The sequence below is a fragment of the Paucibacter aquatile genome (assembly GCF_002885975.1).
Lineage (GTDB): Bacteria > Pseudomonadota > Gammaproteobacteria > Burkholderiales > Burkholderiaceae_C > Paucibacter_A > Paucibacter_A aquatilis.
On the sequence record NZ_POSP01000001.1, the window covers coordinates 577,429 to 592,501 of the forward strand.

The following is a 15,073-nucleotide window of genomic DNA, read 5'->3' on the forward strand; positions in this document are numbered from 1 at the left end:
CACGCTTTATCGGAGCGCTGAAGGCGCCCGGGTTTTGCCAAAAAGCCGCGCGCTTTTGCAGAAGCGGATCAAGACCCCTGGTGCCCGTTTTATGTCGGCATTACCTGTGCGCTCTGCGATACAAACGTGGCGTGGAGCCCCGCACTGCAGGGGAACACGCGCGGGGTGCAGACCGCACAATGCGCGCCTATGTTTTCTGCGCCTGCTGTGTCAACGTCACTTTTCACCAAGCCGGCCAGCCCGCGCCTGCCGGCGGACGGGCCCGCGGTCGACGCAGCCCATGTGCTGCTGATCGACGATGTGCCCGAGGAGCTGCGCTGGCTGACCCAGCTGCTGCGCCCGCTCTACCGCCTGAGCCTGGCGGACAGCGCCCAGCAAGGCCTGCAGCGCGCGCAGATGCTGCGGCCCGATGTGATCCTGCTCGATGTGGGCCTGCCCGATCTCGATGGCCACGCCCTGTGCCGCCTGCTCAAGGCCGACCCGTTGACAGCTGCCATTCCGGTGCTGTTTCTGAGCGCTCACAACGCCCCCGAGCAGCGCGTGCGCGGCCTGCAGTCCGGCGCGGTCGATTTCATCAGCAAGCCCTTTTATCCCGAAGAGGTGCTGGCCCGGCTGCAGGTGCATTTGCAGCTGGCGCTGCAACGCCAGCCCGCGCCGGCCGCCCCGCCCGATGCCGCCGCGCGCCACCCCGAGCAGCCGCTGCTGGAGGTGGCCATGCGCTACATCCGCGAGCACCTGGCCGGTTTGCAAGGCGTGGGCGATGTGGCCCAGCAGGTGGGCCTGAGCGAGAAGCGCCTGCTGGCCTTGTTCCGCGAGCATCTGGGCCTGACGGTGTCGGGCTTCATCGCCGAAGAGCGCGTGCGCACCGGCCAACGCCTGCTGGCCGAGACCTTGATGAGCGTGCAGGACATTGCGTTTGCCGTGGGGTTCAACAATCCGGGCAATTTCGCCACCGCCTTCCGCGAGCGCCATGGCCTGAGCCCGCAGGCCTACCGCCAGGGCTTGCGCGAGGCGCCCGCACTGGCGCTTGCGACTGATTCTCCGACCGCCACGCCGCAGCCGGGTCACGCGCTTTGATGCGCCTGCTGAGGCGGCTGTGCTGGCTCGCGCCGGCCTTGACCTTTGCCTTGGCCTTGGCCCTGCTCGGCAGCGCGCGGGCGCAGGGCCTGCCGGGCTGTGTGGCGACCGACGGCCGGCGGCTGGATGCCGCCGCGCTGACGCCCCATCTGCGCGTGCTCGAAGACCGCAGCGCGCAGCAGAGCTGGGCGCAGGTCCAAGGGCAACCCGAGGCCGCCTGGCGGCCGGCCACGCCGGCCACCCTGACGCCCGCCTACAGCGCCTCGGCCTTCTGGCTGCGCTGGTGCGTGCAAGGGACGGCCGCTCCGCAGACGCTGTGGCTGCAGCTGCGCCCGGCGCGGCTGGAGCAGGTGCAGCTTTTCGCCCGGCAGCGCCTGGCCGATGGCAGATGGGTGGATCTGCCGCCCCAGCGCGCCGGCACCGACCAGGCCTTTGATCAGCGCACGCTGCCGCTGCGAGACAGTGCCTTTGCCCTGACCCTGGGCGCCCAGCCGCAGGAGCTGTGGCTGCGTGTGGCCAGCCGCAGCGCCCTGGCCATGGAGCTGAGCCTGCACCCGCCGGCCGAGCTGCTGCGCGAGGAGCAGGCCAGGCTCTGGGCCGACGGGCTGATCGCCGGCCTGAGCCTCTTGCTGATGCTGGTCAGCGCCATGCTGGCCCTGGCCTGGCGCGAGCGCACCTACGGCTACATCGCCCTCTATCTGATGGCCGTGTTCTTTTACGAGAGCGGCATGCGCGGCAGCGCCTTCATGCTGTTCTGGCCGCAGGCGACGGATTGGGCCGTGCGGGCGCTGGCCAGCTTTGGCGTGCTTGCGCATCTCAGCGAGGTGGCGGCCCTGATGCGCCTGCTGGAGACGGCCCGGCGCCAGCCGCGCTTGCATCGCCTGATGCTGGGTGTCGCGGCCCTGGATGCCCTGGCCCTGCTGGTCTGCGTGTTCGGCGACTACCGCCTGGGCACCCAGCTGGCAGGGCTGTGCAATCTGAGCCAGGGCCTGTTGATGATGGGCGCCTGCCTGCGCGCCGTGGCCCAGGGCCTGCCCCTGGCACACGCCTGGACCCTGGCCCTGGCCTGCCAGTTCCTGGGCATGATGCCGCGCATTCTGAGCCTGCTGGGCTGGCAGCCGCATTCCGCGCTCGCCGATTACGGCCCGCCCCTGGTCGGCCTGCTCGGCGTCTTGATCGTCCTGCTGGCCATGGTGGCGCGCATGCGCCAGCAGCGCCTGCAACATGAGCAGGCGCTGGAGACGGCGGTGCAGCAGCGCACCGCCGAGCTGGCGGCGGCCAGTGCGCTGGCCCAGGCCAGCGATGCGGCCAAGGGGCGTTTGCTCGGCTACCTCGGCCATGATCTTCGCGCGCCCCTGGCTTCGGTGGTGCAGCTCACCCGGCAACTGCAGCCCGACCGTGGTTTCGAGGCCGACCGCCGCGCCATCGAGCACAGCAGCCAGCTGCTGCTGGAGATGATCGACGAGCTGCAACGCTTTGCCCGCGCCCCCGAGGCCAGTGCCGCGCCCGAATTGCTGCCGGCACCGGTCTACATCCACGGCCTGCTGCGCGAGCTGGAACAGCAGGCCCAGGCCCTGGTGCGCAGCGGCGGCAACCGCCTGCGTTTGCAGATCGATGCCAGCCTGCCGCCCGTGCTGGCCGTCGATGCCCGGCGTTTGCGCCAGGCCTTGTTCAATCTGCTGTCCAACGCCGCCAAGTTCACGCGCGAGGGCTGCATCGATCTGCGTGCCGCCTACCGTGAGGGCCAGTTGCTGCTGAGCGTGATCGACCAAGGCCCCGGCATTGCCGAGGCCGACCAGGCCCTGGTCTTCGAGCCCTTTGTGCGGGCCCAGGGCAGCCAGGGCCTGCCCGGTTTGGGCCTGGGTTTGAGCATCGTGCGCCAGACCGTGCAGGCCATGGGCGGGCGCATCGAGCTGCACAGCCGTCTGGGGGCGGGCTGCCGTTTCGAGCTGGCGATCCCGCTGGCCTCGGCCCAAGAGTCCGAGGTCGCCTGGCCGCCGTTGCGAGAGCTGGGCATGTTGGGCTTGATGGGCGAGGAGGCCGGCGGGCCGGCGCGCTGGGCCCTGGTGCTGGACGCCTGCGTGGCGGCGCGCGAAGCCCTGGTCGAGCGCCTGGGCCTGGCCGGTTATGACTGCATGCAGGCTGCCGATCTGATGCAGGCGCAGCGCGTGTTGATGGGCCTGCCGGCCGGCGCCGTGCTGGAGCTGCTGCTGGTGGAGCCGCTGAGCTTGGGATCGGCCGGCCGCTCGGGGCTGGCGGCCGCGCAGGCCCTGGCGCCGCAGGCCCGGCTGCTCTGCTGCAGCGCCCGGCCTGAGGCCGGCGATGCGCTCTACAAGCCGGCGCCCGAAGCCCTGTGGTGGGCCGCCCTGCGCCCGGCCGGCGGCTGAAGCCTGGCCCGCGGGAGGCGCTGTTTCAGGGCGCCTTGGCTTGGATCTTCTCGTGGATCTCGCGCACCGCCATCAGGGCGGCCGAGCCGTAGAACTTGTGGAACTCGGCCACCATCTCGCCCTGGATCAGCACCGGGTCGGTGGCAGCGAGGGCGCGCGCTTCCTCGAGATCGCCGGTGGCAAAGACGAACAGCCCGCGCCAGCCGTCAACCCCGTCCAGCGGCCCGGCCACCGCCAGCTTGCCCTCGGCCGCCAGGCGGCCGATGTTGGCGAAGTGGCCTTTGAACATGGCGTCCCGCTCCGGGCCCGCCGCCATCTTCTTGGGCCCGGTCTTGAGGATCACCAGCACATAGGGGCGCATGCCGCGTTCGTCGGCGCCGAGGCTGCGGGCCAGGGCGGGATCGAAGGCTGGGGGTTTGCTGTCTGCATTCTGGGCCCGTGCGGGCATGCCGTTCAAGAGGCAGATGGACAGGCCGAGCATGAGCATCGGGCGGCTGAGTTTGCGGATGGCAGCTGCCAACATGACGGGGCACTCCTTGGCGTGGGGAATGGGCCTCTGATCGAGGGCCTGCGCCCATCATGCCAAAGCTCACGTCCGCCGGGCAGCCTGGCTTGACACAATGCGGCGCAAGCCAACAGAAAGAGCGCCGTGGATCACCTCTCACCTCTCGCCGTCGTCCAAGCCCAGCTGGACGCCTACAACGCCCGCGATATGGAGCGGCTCTTGGCCACCTACGCGCCCGATGCCGAGCAGTTTCAGCTGCATGGCGAGCGCCTGGCCCAGGGGCATGCAGAGCTGCGCGCCCGTTTTCAGCTGCGCTTTGCCGAGCCCGATCTGCATGCGCAGCTGGTCTCTCGCACGGTGATGGGGGCCATGGTGGTGGACAGCGAGCTGATCACCCGCAACCTCCCGGAAGGGCTGGCCCAGGTGGAGCTGCTTTGTATCTACGAGGTGCGCGAGGGCCTGATCCGCAAGGCCTCGTTCCACACCGGAGCGACGCGGCGGCTGCTGCCGCCGTCGGCTTGAGCCGACGCGTCCTCAAGCGGCGTCGAGGATGGGGCGCAGCAGATCGTCCCAATGCTCGAGGTCGTCGAGGCTGATTTGCAGCCAGTCGAGCGCGGCGGCGTGGTGGGCGCTCCAGTCGGCGTCTTCGCTCAGGCCTTCATGCTGGCGCATCAGATGCTCGGCCACCAGGCCGGCGGCGACCAGGGTGTGGACTTCGGGCTCGATGCCGCCATGACCCAGGGACTGCAGGTCGTGGTGCAGTCGGATGCCCGCCATCAGCTCGGGCGCCATATTCCAGGCGCGCGCCAGCAGGGCGCCGGCCACGGCGTGGTCGGTGCGGTGGTTGGCGTTCTCGGTAGCGATGAAGCTGCGGTCGATGCGGGCCGCAGCTTCGACCATGGTGCTGCCGTAGCCCCGCAGGCTTTGCAGCAGCACGGGGATGCCGATGTGGCAGAACAGACCGTAGGTGTGGGCCAGGTCGGGCGAGAGCCCGGGCAACTGGCGGGCGATGAAAGCGCAGGCCAGGGCACGCTTGGTCGAGCGTTCCCAGAAACGTGCCAGATGGGGGCTGTTGACCGGGATCGCGTTCCTCAGCAGAAAGGCCGTCATCACGGCGGCTGTTTCTTCCAGGCCGATGCGTGTCATGGCCTGGCCGACCGTGGTGCAGGGCAAGCCGTCGGACAGGTGCAAGGGGCTGTTGGCGATGCGCAGCAAGGTGGCCGACATGGCCACATCGCTGGCGGCGATGCGGGCGATCTCGTTGAGATCGGGTTCGGCGTGGGCCATGGCCTGTTGCAGGCGGGCCAGTTGCTCGGGGCAGGGCGGGATGATGATTTGTTTGAGCACACCGCTGGCGCGGGACTTGTCAATTTCTTGGCGGATTGAAGCAGTGCTCATGAACTGGGGGGGGATTTGGCGCCTGTGGCGGCGCTGGGAGGCGTGTGCAAGCGGTACAGTGGTTTGAATTATCGCCACAGGCCGGCCCGCCCGAACCCTTCTTCGCCCTCTCGAGGCGCCCTGACGCATGCAATTTTGCGTATGCAGCCCCACTGTCGATCGGTCTGGCATCTTGCCCGCCCCAGATGCGGCCCCCAGGCCTGGGGCGGGGCTGCCTGCCGGCCTGGGTCGCAGGGGCTGGAGCTGGCTGGCGGGAGGGTTGCTGGGTCTGGCCTTGATCGGTGCCCAGGCGCTCTGGCCCGACTTGGCCCAGGCGTTGGATCGCAACAAGATCATGGAGAGCGCGGCCCGCTTCGGCCCGCGCACGGCCGGCGAGGCCGAGCAGCTCTTGCAGATGATCGACCGCGCCACCGCGACGGAGGAATTGCCGCGCTTGAGCCTGGTCAACAGCTTCGTCAACAAGCACCTGAACTTTCGCGACGACAGCGAGGTCTGGGGCAAGATCGATTACTGGGCCACGCCGCTGGAGAGCCTGGACAAGGGCCGTGGCGATTGCGAGGACTATGCGATCGCCAAGTATTTCAGCCTGCTCCATGCCGGCACGCCGGTGGCCAAGCTGCGCATGGTCTATGTGCGCGCCCAACTGGGCGGGCGCTCGCTGGCCCATATGGTGCTGGCCTACTATGCCGAGCCGGGCGCCGAGCCGCTGATCCTGGACAACCTCTTGCCTGAGGTGCGGCCTGCATCTCAGCGCCCCGATCTGCAACCGGTCTTCAGCTTCAATGGCGAAGGCCTGTGGCAGGGTGTGGGGGCCACCTCGGCCGGTGATCCTCTGGCGCGCTTGTCGCAGTGGCGCGATTTGCTCAGCAAGGCGCGGGCCGAAGGCTTTTGAGATGAAGACGACGATGATGTTGACCCCGCCCATTCATGGCCCATTCGCCCGACTGTCCCGGAGGAGCCTCTCATGTCATTGATGCGTCAAGTCTGGCTGCTGGTGCTGGGCGTGGTGCTGGCCTCGTTGCTGGGCGCGGCGGCGGTCAGCACCATGTCAACCCGCCAGCTCTTGCAGACCCAGCTGCAGATCAAGAACAGCGACAACGCCGCAGCCCTGGCCCTGGCCCTGTCGCAGCAGCGTGGTGATGCCGAGCTGATGCAGCTGCTGATCTCGGCCCAGTTCGACACCGGCTATTACGAGAGCGTGGTCTGGCGCCAGCCCGATGGCAAGCTGGCTTTTGAGCGCCGCGCGCCGGCCCGCGCCAGCCAGGCTCCGGCCTGGTTTGTGGCCCTGACCCCGATCACGGTGCAGCCCGGCGTGGCCCAGCTGTCCAGTGGCTGGAATGCCATCGGCTCGGTCGAGGTGCTGAGTCACAGCGCTTATGCCTATGACGAACTCTGGCGCAGCGTCACCCGCATGGGCGCCTTGCTGCTGGGCCTGGGAGCGCTGGCCAGCCTGGGCGCCTACCTGGCCCTGCACCGCATCCGCCGGCCGCTGGACAACGCCGTGGCCCAGGCGCGTGGTTTGATGGAAGGCCAGTTTGCGCAGATGGAGCTGCCCCATGTGCCCGAGCTGCAGCGCCTGACCGAAGCGATGAACGCCATGGTGGCGCGGGTCAAGCTGATGTTCGAGGCCCAGGGCGAGCAGCTCCAGGCCTTGCGCCTGCAGGCCCATTGCGATGGCCTGACCGGCATGAGCACGCGCAAGCATTTCCTGGCCGAGCTGGAATCGGCCCTGACACGCGACGAAGGCCCGGCCCGCGGCGGCCTGGTGCTGCTGCGCCTGCGCGATCTGGCCCTGCTCAATCAGCGCCTGGGTCGGCCCGCGGTCGACCAGGCCCTGCTGACCCTGTCGCGTGCGGTCAAGGCCTACCCCGACCGGGTGCGCGGCTGCCTGGCAGGCCGCCTCAACGGCTCCGACTTTGCGCTCTGGCTGCCCGCGCCCGATGTGGCGGCCGAGACGGCACAGGCCCTGGCCGACGCGCTGCGTCTCAGCCTGCCGGCCTTCGGGCCCGGCATCCAGGTCTCGCTCGGTGCGGTGGACCTGCCGCGTGAGTCGGCCTTGGGGCAGTGGTTTGCTGAAGCCGACAAGGTCTTGGCGCGCGCCGAGACCCAAGCCGGCTTTGTGGTCGAGTTCCACCGCGGCGCGGCCCCGGCCGAGGCCGGCCAGGCCAGCAGCGCCGCCGGCGCACAGGGTGAGCAAGCCTGGCGCGTCCAGATTCTTGACGCGCTGAAAGAACGCCGTGCCCGCCTGAGCCAGTTCCCGCTGTTGGACCGCGAGGGCCGCTTGCTGCATCTGGAATGCCCGCTGCAGCTGCAGCTGGAGGCCGACGGCCCCTTCGAGCCGGCGACGCGCTGGCTGCCGCTGGCCGTGCGCAGCCGCCTGACGGCCGAGGTGGACCTGCTGGCGGTCAGCCTGGCGTTGGAGGCCATCAACCGCGACGGCCAGGCGCGGTGCGTCAATATCGCGCCGGCCAGCCTGCTCGATGGCGGCTTTGTCGCGCGAATGCGCGAGCAGGTCTTCCAGGCGCCGCAGGCGGCGCGCAAGCTGGGCCTGGAACTGGCCGAGACGGCCGCCGTCCAGCACTTCGATCTCCTGCTGGAAATGGGTCGGCAGCTGAGGCCTCTGGGCGTCAAGCTGGGCCTGGAACATGCAGGCGCCGGCCTGGCCCAGGTCGACCGGCTGTACCAGGCCGGGCTCGATTACGTGAAGCTGGACGCCTCGGTCGTCAGCGGGGTGTCGGGCGATGCGGCGCGCGCCGCTTTTGTGCGCGGCATGCTGGTGATGCTGCGCAGCCTGGCCCTCAAGGTCTATGCCGAAGGCCTGCGAGACGGCATGGACGTGCAGGCCCTGTGGGACTGCGAGGTGGACGGCGTGACCGGACCCTGGGCCACGGCGCAGGGCGGCAAATCCTGAACGGCTGCCGCAGGGGCGGCGCAGTCGCGGCTCAGTCGCTGCTCAGTAGCTGATATCGCCGCAGTGCAGGGGAAAGCCCTGCCCAGCGTGCCAGTCGGCGAAGAAATGGCGCAGGGTGTCGCGCACGGTGTGGAAGGCGATCTCGTCCCAGGGCAGCTCGTGCTCATGGAAAAGCCGGGCTTCCAGCGTCTCCGGGCCGGGGTTGAAGGTGGTGGAGAGCAGGCGGGCGCGGTAGAACAGGTGAATCTGCCCGGCCTTGACCACATTCATCAGGCCGTAGAGGGGGCCCAGCTCGATGTGCGCGCCGGCCTCTTCATCGGTTTCGCGCAGGGCGCCCTGTTCGGTGGTTTCACCCAGCTCCAGAAAACCCGCCGGCAGCGTCCATTTGCCCAGGCGCGGCTCGATCGCGCGGCGGCACAGCAGCACTTGCACGCCGCCCCCGGCGCCCTCCCAGATCGGCAGGGTACCGACCACATTGATCGGGTTTTCGTAGTGGATGCTGGCGCAGCTCGGGCAGGTGGCGCGCTCCCGGTTGTCGTCGGCAGGCACCTGGTAGCGCACTTCGGCACCGCAGCTGGGGCAAAACTTGAAACGTCGGGAGAGCCACATGCAGGTCAGTTTATCTGTTTGCCCATGGCATCATCGGCGCCATGGAACTCTTCAACTACTTCCGCTCCTCGGCCTCGTATCGCGTGCGCATCGCGCTGGCGCTCAAAGGCCTGGATTACGACTACCGCGCCGTGCACCTGGCCAAGAACGAGCAGTTCGACCCGGCCTATGCCAGCGCCTCCATGTCCAAGCTGGTGCCCTTGCTGCGTGACGGAGATGCGCTGGTCAGCCAGTCCATGGCCATCATCGAGTACCTCGATGAAACCCACCCCGAGCCGCCGCTGCTGCCGGCCGATGCCCTGGGCCGCGCCCAGGTGCGCGCGCTGGCGCAGGACATCGCCTGCGAGATCCACCCGCTGAACAATCTGCGCGTGCTGCGCTACCTGGGCAAGGACCTGGGCCTGGACGAAGACACCAAGAACCGCTGGTACCGCCACTGGGTCGAGGGCGGTCTGGAGGTGGTGGAGCAGCGGCTCAAGGCGCATGCCGGCCAGTTCTGCCATGGCGACACGCCGGGCCTTGCCGATTGCGTGCTGGTGCCGCAGATCTTCAATGCCAAGCGCTTCGACTGCCGCCTCGACCATGTGCCCGAGGTGATGCGTGTGTTCGGCAATTGCATGGCCCTGGACGCCTTCGCCAAGACCCAACCCTCGGCCTGTCCCGATGCCGAGTGACTTGAAGCCGGTGGGGCTGCACCCGGACTGGCTGCAGCCGGATTGGCAGCTGCCGCCCTCCTGGCCCCCGGTTCGCGCTTTCATGACCACGCGCGCCGGTGGCCTCAGCCAGGGCAGCCATGCCAGCATGAATGTGGGCAGCGCGGTCGGCGATGAGCCCGCCGTGGTTCAGGCCAATCGGGCCCTGGTGGCCCAGGCCCTGGGTGCCCGGCCGGTGTTCCTGAAACAGGTGCATGGCGCCGATGTGCTGCGTCTGAATGCTGGTCATGTCGAGGGCGTGGAGCCGCCGGTGTCCGATGCCAGTGTTTCCCGCACGCCCGGGCTGGCCTGCGCCATCCAGGTGGCCGATTGCCTGCCGGTGCTGTTTGCGGCGCCGGGTGCGGTGGGTGGCGCCCATGCCGGCTGGCGTGGCCTGGCCGCCGGGGTGCTGGAGCACACCGTGGCTGAAGTCTGCGCCGCCGCCGGCTGCGCGCCGGCCGAGCTGCACGCCTGGCTGGGCCCTTGCATCGGGCCGCAGCAGTTCGAGGTGGGGGCCGAGGTGCTGGCGGCGTTTGGCGCCAGCCCGCAAGCGCCCGGCGAGGCCTTCGTCTACCGGCCGAATGCGGCCGGCGAGGCGCGCTGGCTGGCCGATCTGCCGGCGCTGGCGCGGCAGCGCTTGCGTGCAGCCGGAGTGCGGGCCCTCAGCGGCGGGCGCTGGTGCACGCTCAGCGAGCCCTCAAGGTTCTTTTCCTACCGGCATGACGCCCGGGCTGGCCGCATGGTGGCGGTCGTCAGCCTGCTCTGAGGCCGGGGCGGCGGTGCGTGCCAGCGGGTCCAGCGGCATGGCTTCGGTGGGCTCTTGCGGGAAATCGATCTGGGCCTGCATTTGCTCCTGCTTTTTTCGCGCGGCCTTGCGGGCAGGCGATCCCAGCACGTACAGCACAATCGAGATCGGCAGCAGGCCGTACAGAACAAAGGTGATGACAGCACCCAGGATGCTGCCCTGGCTGCTGGTGGCTTCGGCCAAGGCCATCATCAAAGCGACATAGCCCCAGGCAATTGCGATCAGATACATGAAATGTCATGGCAAGGTAAGCGGGCGAGCGTACAACATCGTGTGCGCTTTCTCACGCCTCGCGCCCATGTGTCTTTGCACGTTGTGGGTTTGGGGCGGCCTGTGAACCCTGTTCCGATACCTGTTCCCCGTGTTCCGCTTGCGAGCGTCAGAGGAGATTCATGACAAGGAAGAACCCGGCCACACCGGCCAGCCCCACCCCAAAATCCGCAGTGAAGAGGGCTGCAGTGAAGCGTGCTGCCGTGAAGAAGGCCGCCCAGCCCGCCGCGGCCGTGAAAGCGGTCGCCGCCAAGAAAAAGGCCGCTGCCGCTGCACGACCGGCGCCGACCTCTGCGCCTGCTTCCGCTCCAGCTTCTTCGCCAGCATCCGCTCCTGCCGCTTCCGCTGCCCCGGCCGCCGACTTTGGCGCCGGCCTGGGCGAGATGTGGTCCACGCTGGCCGGCCTGCAGATCCCGCCGCAGGCCTTGAGCGAGCTGCAGAGCAATTACCTCAAGCAGGCGACCGAGCTGTGGAACTCTTCCCTGCCGGCCCTGGGTGCCGGCATGGGCGCCATGTTTGGCGCCGCCGGCGGTGAAGCCGCCCCAGCGGCGCCGGCCAAGCCCAAGTCCCTGGGCGATCGGCGCTTTGCCAGCGAGGCCTGGACGGCCAACCCGGCCTCCAGCTTTCTGGCCCAGCTCTACCTGCTCAATGCCCGCACCCTGCAGCAAATGGCGGACAAGCTCGAAGGCGAGGCCAAGACGCGCGAGCGCATCCGCTTTGCCGTGCAGCAGTTTGTCGACGCCGCGGCACCCAGCAACTACCTGGCCCTGAACCCCGAGGCGCAGAAGCTGGCGCTGGAGACCCAGGGCGAGAGCATTGCCAAGGGCATGCAGCTGCTCTGGGCCGACATCCAGCGCGGCCATCTCTCGCAAACCGATGAGAGCGCCTTCGAGGTGGGCCGCAATGTCGCCACCAGCGAAGGCGCGGTGGTGTTCGAGAACGATTTCTTCCAGCTGATCGAATACAAGCCGCTGACCGCCACCGTGCACGAGCGGCCTTTCCTGCTGGTGCCGCCTTGCATCAACAAGTACTACATCCTCGATCTGCAGCCCGAGAACTCCTTGATCCGCTATGCGGTGGAGCAGGGCCACCGGGTCTTTGTGCTGAGCTGGCGCAACCCCGATGCCTCCTGCGCCGCCTGGACCTGGGACGAAGTGATCGAAAACGCGCCGATCAAGGCCATCGAGGTGGTGCAGGACATCACCGGCGCCGATCAGATCGACACCCTGGGCTTCTGTGTCGGCGGCACCATCCTGGCCACGGCCTTGGCCGTGCTGGCGGCACGCGGCCAACAGCCGGCCTCCAGCCTGACCCTGCTGACCACGCTGATCGATTTCTCCAGCAATGGCGTGCTCGATATCTTCATCGACGAGGCCATGGTCAAGATGCGCGAGATGAGCCTGGGTGACAAGAGCATGGGCAACCCCAAGGGCCCAGCCTTGCTCAAGGGCCAGGAACTGGCCGCCACCTTCAGCTTCCTGCGCCCCAATGATCTGGTCTGGAACTATGTGGTGGGCAACTACCTCAAGGGCGAGGCGCCGCCGGCCTTTGACCTGCTGTACTGGAACGGCGACTCCACCAATATGGCCGGACCCATGTACTGCTGGTACCTGCGCCACACCTATTTGCAGAACGAGCTGAAGATCCCGGGCCGGCTGACGGTCTGCGGCGAGAAGCTGGATCTGGGCCTGATCGAGGCGCCGGTCTACATCTACGGCTCGCGCGAAGACCATATCGTGCCCTGGGACGCCGCCTATCGCAGCACCCAGGTGTTCAAGGGCCCCAAGCGCTTTGTGCTGGGCGCCTCGGGCCATATCGCCGGCGTCATCAACCCGCCGGCCAAGGGCAAACGCAGCCACTGGCTGGGCAAGACGGCGGCCTTGCCGACCGAATCGGCCCAGTGGTTCGAGACTGCGGTGGAGCACTCGGGCAGCTGGTGGACCGATTGGGCCGCCTGGCTGGCCGGGCATGCCGGCCGGATGGTGGCGGCACCCAAGGGCCCGGGCAACCGGCGCTACCCGGTGATCGAGCCGGCGCCCGGGCGTTACGTCAAACAGAAGGCCTGAACTCAAGCAGGACCGTGTGCCTCTGGCGCCGGTCCTGTTTTTTTATCCCGGATGCGGAGTGAGCGATTGCCTGCATCTTGAAACCTAGTTGAAACCCTGATCTGCTAACCTGTTATCTGTTGGTGCTTGATTCGCGGGCGCTGGCCAGAGGCAGTCTCACCCTGGAGTTGGAAAATGACCGATATCGTGATCGTGGCGGCGGCCCGTACCGCCATTGGCAAGTTTGGCGGCAGCCTGTCCAAGACCGCAGCGCCGGAGTTGGGCGCGGTGGTGGTGAAGGAGTTGCTGCGCCGCAGCGGCCTGGAGGGTGGACAGATTGGTGAGGTGATTCTGGGCCAGGTGCTGACCGCCGGCTCGGGCCAGAACCCGGCCCGCCAGACCGTCATCAAGGCCGGCCTGCCGAACAGCGTGCCGGCCATGACCATCAACAAGGTCTGCGGCTCCGGCCTCAAGGCCGTGATGCTGGCGGCCCAGGCCATCCGTGACGGCGACAGCGAGATCGTCATCGCCGGCGGTCAGGAGAATATGAGCCTGTCCCCGCATGTGCTGCCCGGTTCGCGCGACGGCCAGCGCATGGGCGACTGGAAGATGGTGGACACCATGATCGTGGACGGACTCTGGGACGTCTACAACCAGTACCACATGGGCATCACCGCCGAGAACGTGGCCAAGCAGTACGGCATCAACCGCGAAGCGCAGGACGCGCTGGCCCTGGCCTCGCAGCAGAAAGCCGCGGCCGCCCAGGACGCGGGCCGCTTCAAGGACGAGATCGCCGCCGTCACCATTCCGCAGAAGAAGGGAGACGCCATCGTCTTCGAGGCTGACGAGTTCATCAACCGCAAGAGCACCGCCGAAGCCCTGGCCGGCCTGCGCCCCGCCTTCGACAAGGCTGGCAGCGTGACCGCTGGCAATGCCTCGGGCCTGAACGACGGCGCCGCCGGCCTGGTGCTGATGAGCGCGGCCAAGGCCGCGGCCCTGGGCCTGACACCGCTGGCGCGCATTGCGTCCTACGCCAGCGCCGGCCTCGACCCGTCCATCATGGGCATGGGCCCGGTGCCCGCCGCCCGCAAGGCCCTGGAGCGCGCCGGCTGGAAGGCCCAGGATCTGGACCTGCTGGAAATCAACGAAGCCTTTGCCGCGCAAGCCTGCGCCGTGCATCAGGAAATGGGCTGGGACTTGAGCCGCGTGAACGTCAACGGCGGCGCCATCGCCCTGGGCCACCCGATCGGCGCCTCGGGCGCGCGCATCCTGGTCACCCTGCTGCACGAAATGCAGCGCCGGGATGCCAAGAAAGGCATCGCCTCGCTGTGCATCGGTGGCGGCATGGGCGTGGCGCTGACTGTCGAGCGTTGATCGTTCTCCCGGCAAACCCCACTAGGGCCAACCCCGCTTGACCCCGCCCGGGGCTTGCGGGACGCTTTGATCGCGTCTTTGGCAACACACAACAGCAGAGGTCCGGTCGCCGTGAAGGACGCGACGGCGGTGCGGACTCACACGTTCAAAGCCATGGAGGCAAGGAGTTAGATATGAGCCAGAAGATTGCATACGTCACCGGCGGCATGGGTGGCATCGGTACCGCCATGTGCCAGCGCCTGCACAAGGAAGGCTTCAAGGTCATCGCCGGCTGCGGCCCCAGCCGTGATTTCACCAAGTGGATCAACGAGCAGGCCGCCCTGGGCTACACCTTCCACGTGTCGGTCGGCAATGTGGCCGACTGGGATTCCACCGTCGAGGCCTTTGCCAAGGTCAAGGTCGAGCACGGCCCCATCGATGTGCTGGTCAACAACGCCGGCATCACCCGCGACGGCATGTTCCGCAAGATGACCCGTGCCGATTGGGACGCGGTGATCGACACCAACCTGAATTCCATGTTCAACGTCACCAAGCAGGTGATCGAGGACATGCTGGACCGGGGCTGGGGCCGCATCATCAACATCTCCTCGGTCAATGGCGAGAAGGGCCAGTTCGGTCAGACCAATTACTCGGCCGCCAAGGCCGGCATGCACGGCTTCACCATGGCCTTGGCCCAGGAAGTGGCCAGCAAGGGCGTGACGGTGAACACGGTCAGCCCCGGCTACATCGGTACCGACATGGTCAAGGCCATCCGCCCCGACGTGCTGGAAAAAATCGTCGCCACCATCCCCATCAAGCGCCTGGGCACGCCCGAGGAAATCGCCGCCATCGTCGCCTGGCTGGCCGGTGAAGACTCCGGCTTCACCACCGGCGCCGATTTCTCCTGCAACGGTGGATTGCACATGGGGTGAGTCACGAGCGAGGACAGTCCTGAGGACTGTCCGACCCGTGACGAACGACAGCCCACGTCTTGCGTGGGCTGGCTGGGGAGAGAAAGGGA

General features: G+C 68.0%; 14 protein-coding genes. 10 read left to right on the top strand and 4 right to left on the bottom strand.

What is annotated here, in order from left to right; translation table 11 throughout:
• Window positions 1-207: 207 nt before the first annotated feature.
• Together C1O66_RS02485 and C1O66_RS02490 are read left to right on the top strand one after the other, a co-directional pair.
• The gene (locus C1O66_RS02485; RefSeq protein ID WP_207795883.1) at window positions 208-1,077 is read left to right on the top strand and encodes a response regulator transcription factor; all 870 of its coding nucleotides are present in this window, start codon (window positions 208-210) and stop codon (window positions 1,075-1,077) included.
• A gap of 38 nt (window positions 1,078-1,115) precedes the next feature.
• A complete protein-coding gene (locus C1O66_RS02490; protein ID WP_165794433.1) occupies window positions 1,116-3,464 on the top strand; it encodes a sensor histidine kinase in 2,349 nt (782 codons plus the stop codon).
• A 25-nt stretch (window positions 3,465-3,489) separates the two neighbouring features.
• Here C1O66_RS02490 and C1O66_RS02495 read toward each other — a convergent pair whose 3' ends face one another.
• Window positions 3,490-3,987, bottom strand: a complete 498-nt coding sequence (locus C1O66_RS02495) for a YciI family protein (protein WP_102766404.1) — start codon at window positions 3,985-3,987, stop codon at window positions 3,490-3,492.
• Between the two features lie 126 nt (window positions 3,988-4,113).
• Between C1O66_RS02495 and C1O66_RS02500 the strand changes: the two genes are divergently transcribed.
• Window positions 4,114-4,491 (top strand): nuclear transport factor 2 family protein, encoded by a 378-nt coding sequence (locus tag C1O66_RS02500; protein ID WP_102766405.1) that lies wholly within the window; start codon window positions 4,114-4,116, stop codon window positions 4,489-4,491.
• Window positions 4,492-4,503: 12 nt separating this feature from the next.
• On the opposite strand, the gene C1O66_RS02505 is transcribed toward C1O66_RS02500, so the two are convergent.
• Window positions 4,504-5,367: an HDOD domain-containing protein gene (locus tag C1O66_RS02505; protein ID WP_102766406.1), complete on the bottom strand. Its 864-nt coding sequence runs from the start codon at window positions 5,365-5,367 to the stop codon at window positions 4,504-4,506.
• A gap of 172 nt (window positions 5,368-5,539) precedes the next feature.
• Here C1O66_RS02505 and C1O66_RS02510 point away from each other — a divergent pair, with 172 nt between their 5' ends.
• Together C1O66_RS02510 and C1O66_RS02515 are read left to right on the top strand one after the other, a co-directional pair.
• Window positions 5,540-6,259: a transglutaminase-like cysteine peptidase gene (locus tag C1O66_RS02510; RefSeq protein WP_243392671.1), complete on the top strand. Its 720-nt coding sequence runs from the start codon at window positions 5,540-5,542 to the stop codon at window positions 6,257-6,259.
• 72 nt (window positions 6,260-6,331) lie between these two features.
• Entirely contained in the window at window positions 6,332-8,278 is a 1,947-nt protein-coding gene (locus C1O66_RS02515; protein ID WP_102766407.1) for a bifunctional diguanylate cyclase/phosphodiesterase, read from the top strand.
• Window positions 8,279-8,320: 42 nt separating this feature from the next.
• Here C1O66_RS02515 and C1O66_RS02520 read toward each other — a convergent pair whose 3' ends face one another.
• Window positions 8,321-8,887, bottom strand: coding sequence for an NUDIX hydrolase (locus C1O66_RS02520; RefSeq protein WP_102766408.1), 567 nt, complete (start codon window positions 8,885-8,887; stop codon window positions 8,321-8,323).
• Window positions 8,888-8,928: 41 nt separating this feature from the next.
• On the opposite strand from C1O66_RS02520, the gene maiA reads away from it, so the two are divergent.
• Window positions 8,929-9,561, top strand: a complete 633-nt coding sequence (maiA, locus tag C1O66_RS02525) for a maleylacetoacetate isomerase (RefSeq protein ID WP_102766409.1) — start codon at window positions 8,929-8,931, stop codon at window positions 9,559-9,561.
• Window positions 9,551-10,345 carry a peptidoglycan editing factor PgeF gene (gene pgeF / locus C1O66_RS02530; RefSeq protein ID WP_243392672.1) on the top strand — a complete coding sequence of 265 codons (795 nt, stop codon included), beginning with the start codon at window positions 9,551-9,553 and terminating at the stop codon, window positions 10,343-10,345. The genes maiA and pgeF overlap by 11 nt, the downstream gene beginning before the upstream one ends.
• Here pgeF and C1O66_RS02535 read toward each other — a convergent pair.
• Window positions 10,277-10,615 carry a hypothetical protein gene (locus C1O66_RS02535; protein ID WP_102766410.1) on the bottom strand — a complete coding sequence of 113 codons (339 nt, stop codon included), beginning with the start codon at window positions 10,613-10,615 and terminating at the stop codon, window positions 10,277-10,279. The genes pgeF and C1O66_RS02535 overlap by 69 nt on opposite strands.
• Before the next feature lie 422 nt (window positions 10,616-11,037).
• Here C1O66_RS02535 and phaC point away from each other — a divergent pair, with 422 nt between their 5' ends.
• The 3 genes from phaC (at window position 11,038) to phbB (ending at window position 14,984) form a co-directional block, all read left to right on the top strand.
• Window positions 11,038-12,720 (top strand): class I poly(R)-hydroxyalkanoic acid synthase, encoded by a 1,683-nt coding sequence (gene phaC / locus C1O66_RS02540; protein ID WP_243392692.1) that lies wholly within the window; start codon window positions 11,038-11,040, stop codon window positions 12,718-12,720.
• A 174-nt stretch (window positions 12,721-12,894) separates the two neighbouring features.
• Window positions 12,895-14,073 (top strand): acetyl-CoA C-acetyltransferase, encoded by a 1,179-nt coding sequence (locus C1O66_RS02545; protein WP_102766412.1) that lies wholly within the window; start codon window positions 12,895-12,897, stop codon window positions 14,071-14,073.
• A gap of 173 nt (window positions 14,074-14,246) precedes the next feature.
• A complete protein-coding gene (gene phbB / locus C1O66_RS02550) occupies window positions 14,247-14,984 on the top strand; it encodes an acetoacetyl-CoA reductase (RefSeq protein ID WP_102766413.1) in 738 nt (245 codons plus the stop codon).
• The last annotated feature ends 89 nt before the right edge of the window (window positions 14,985-15,073 follow it).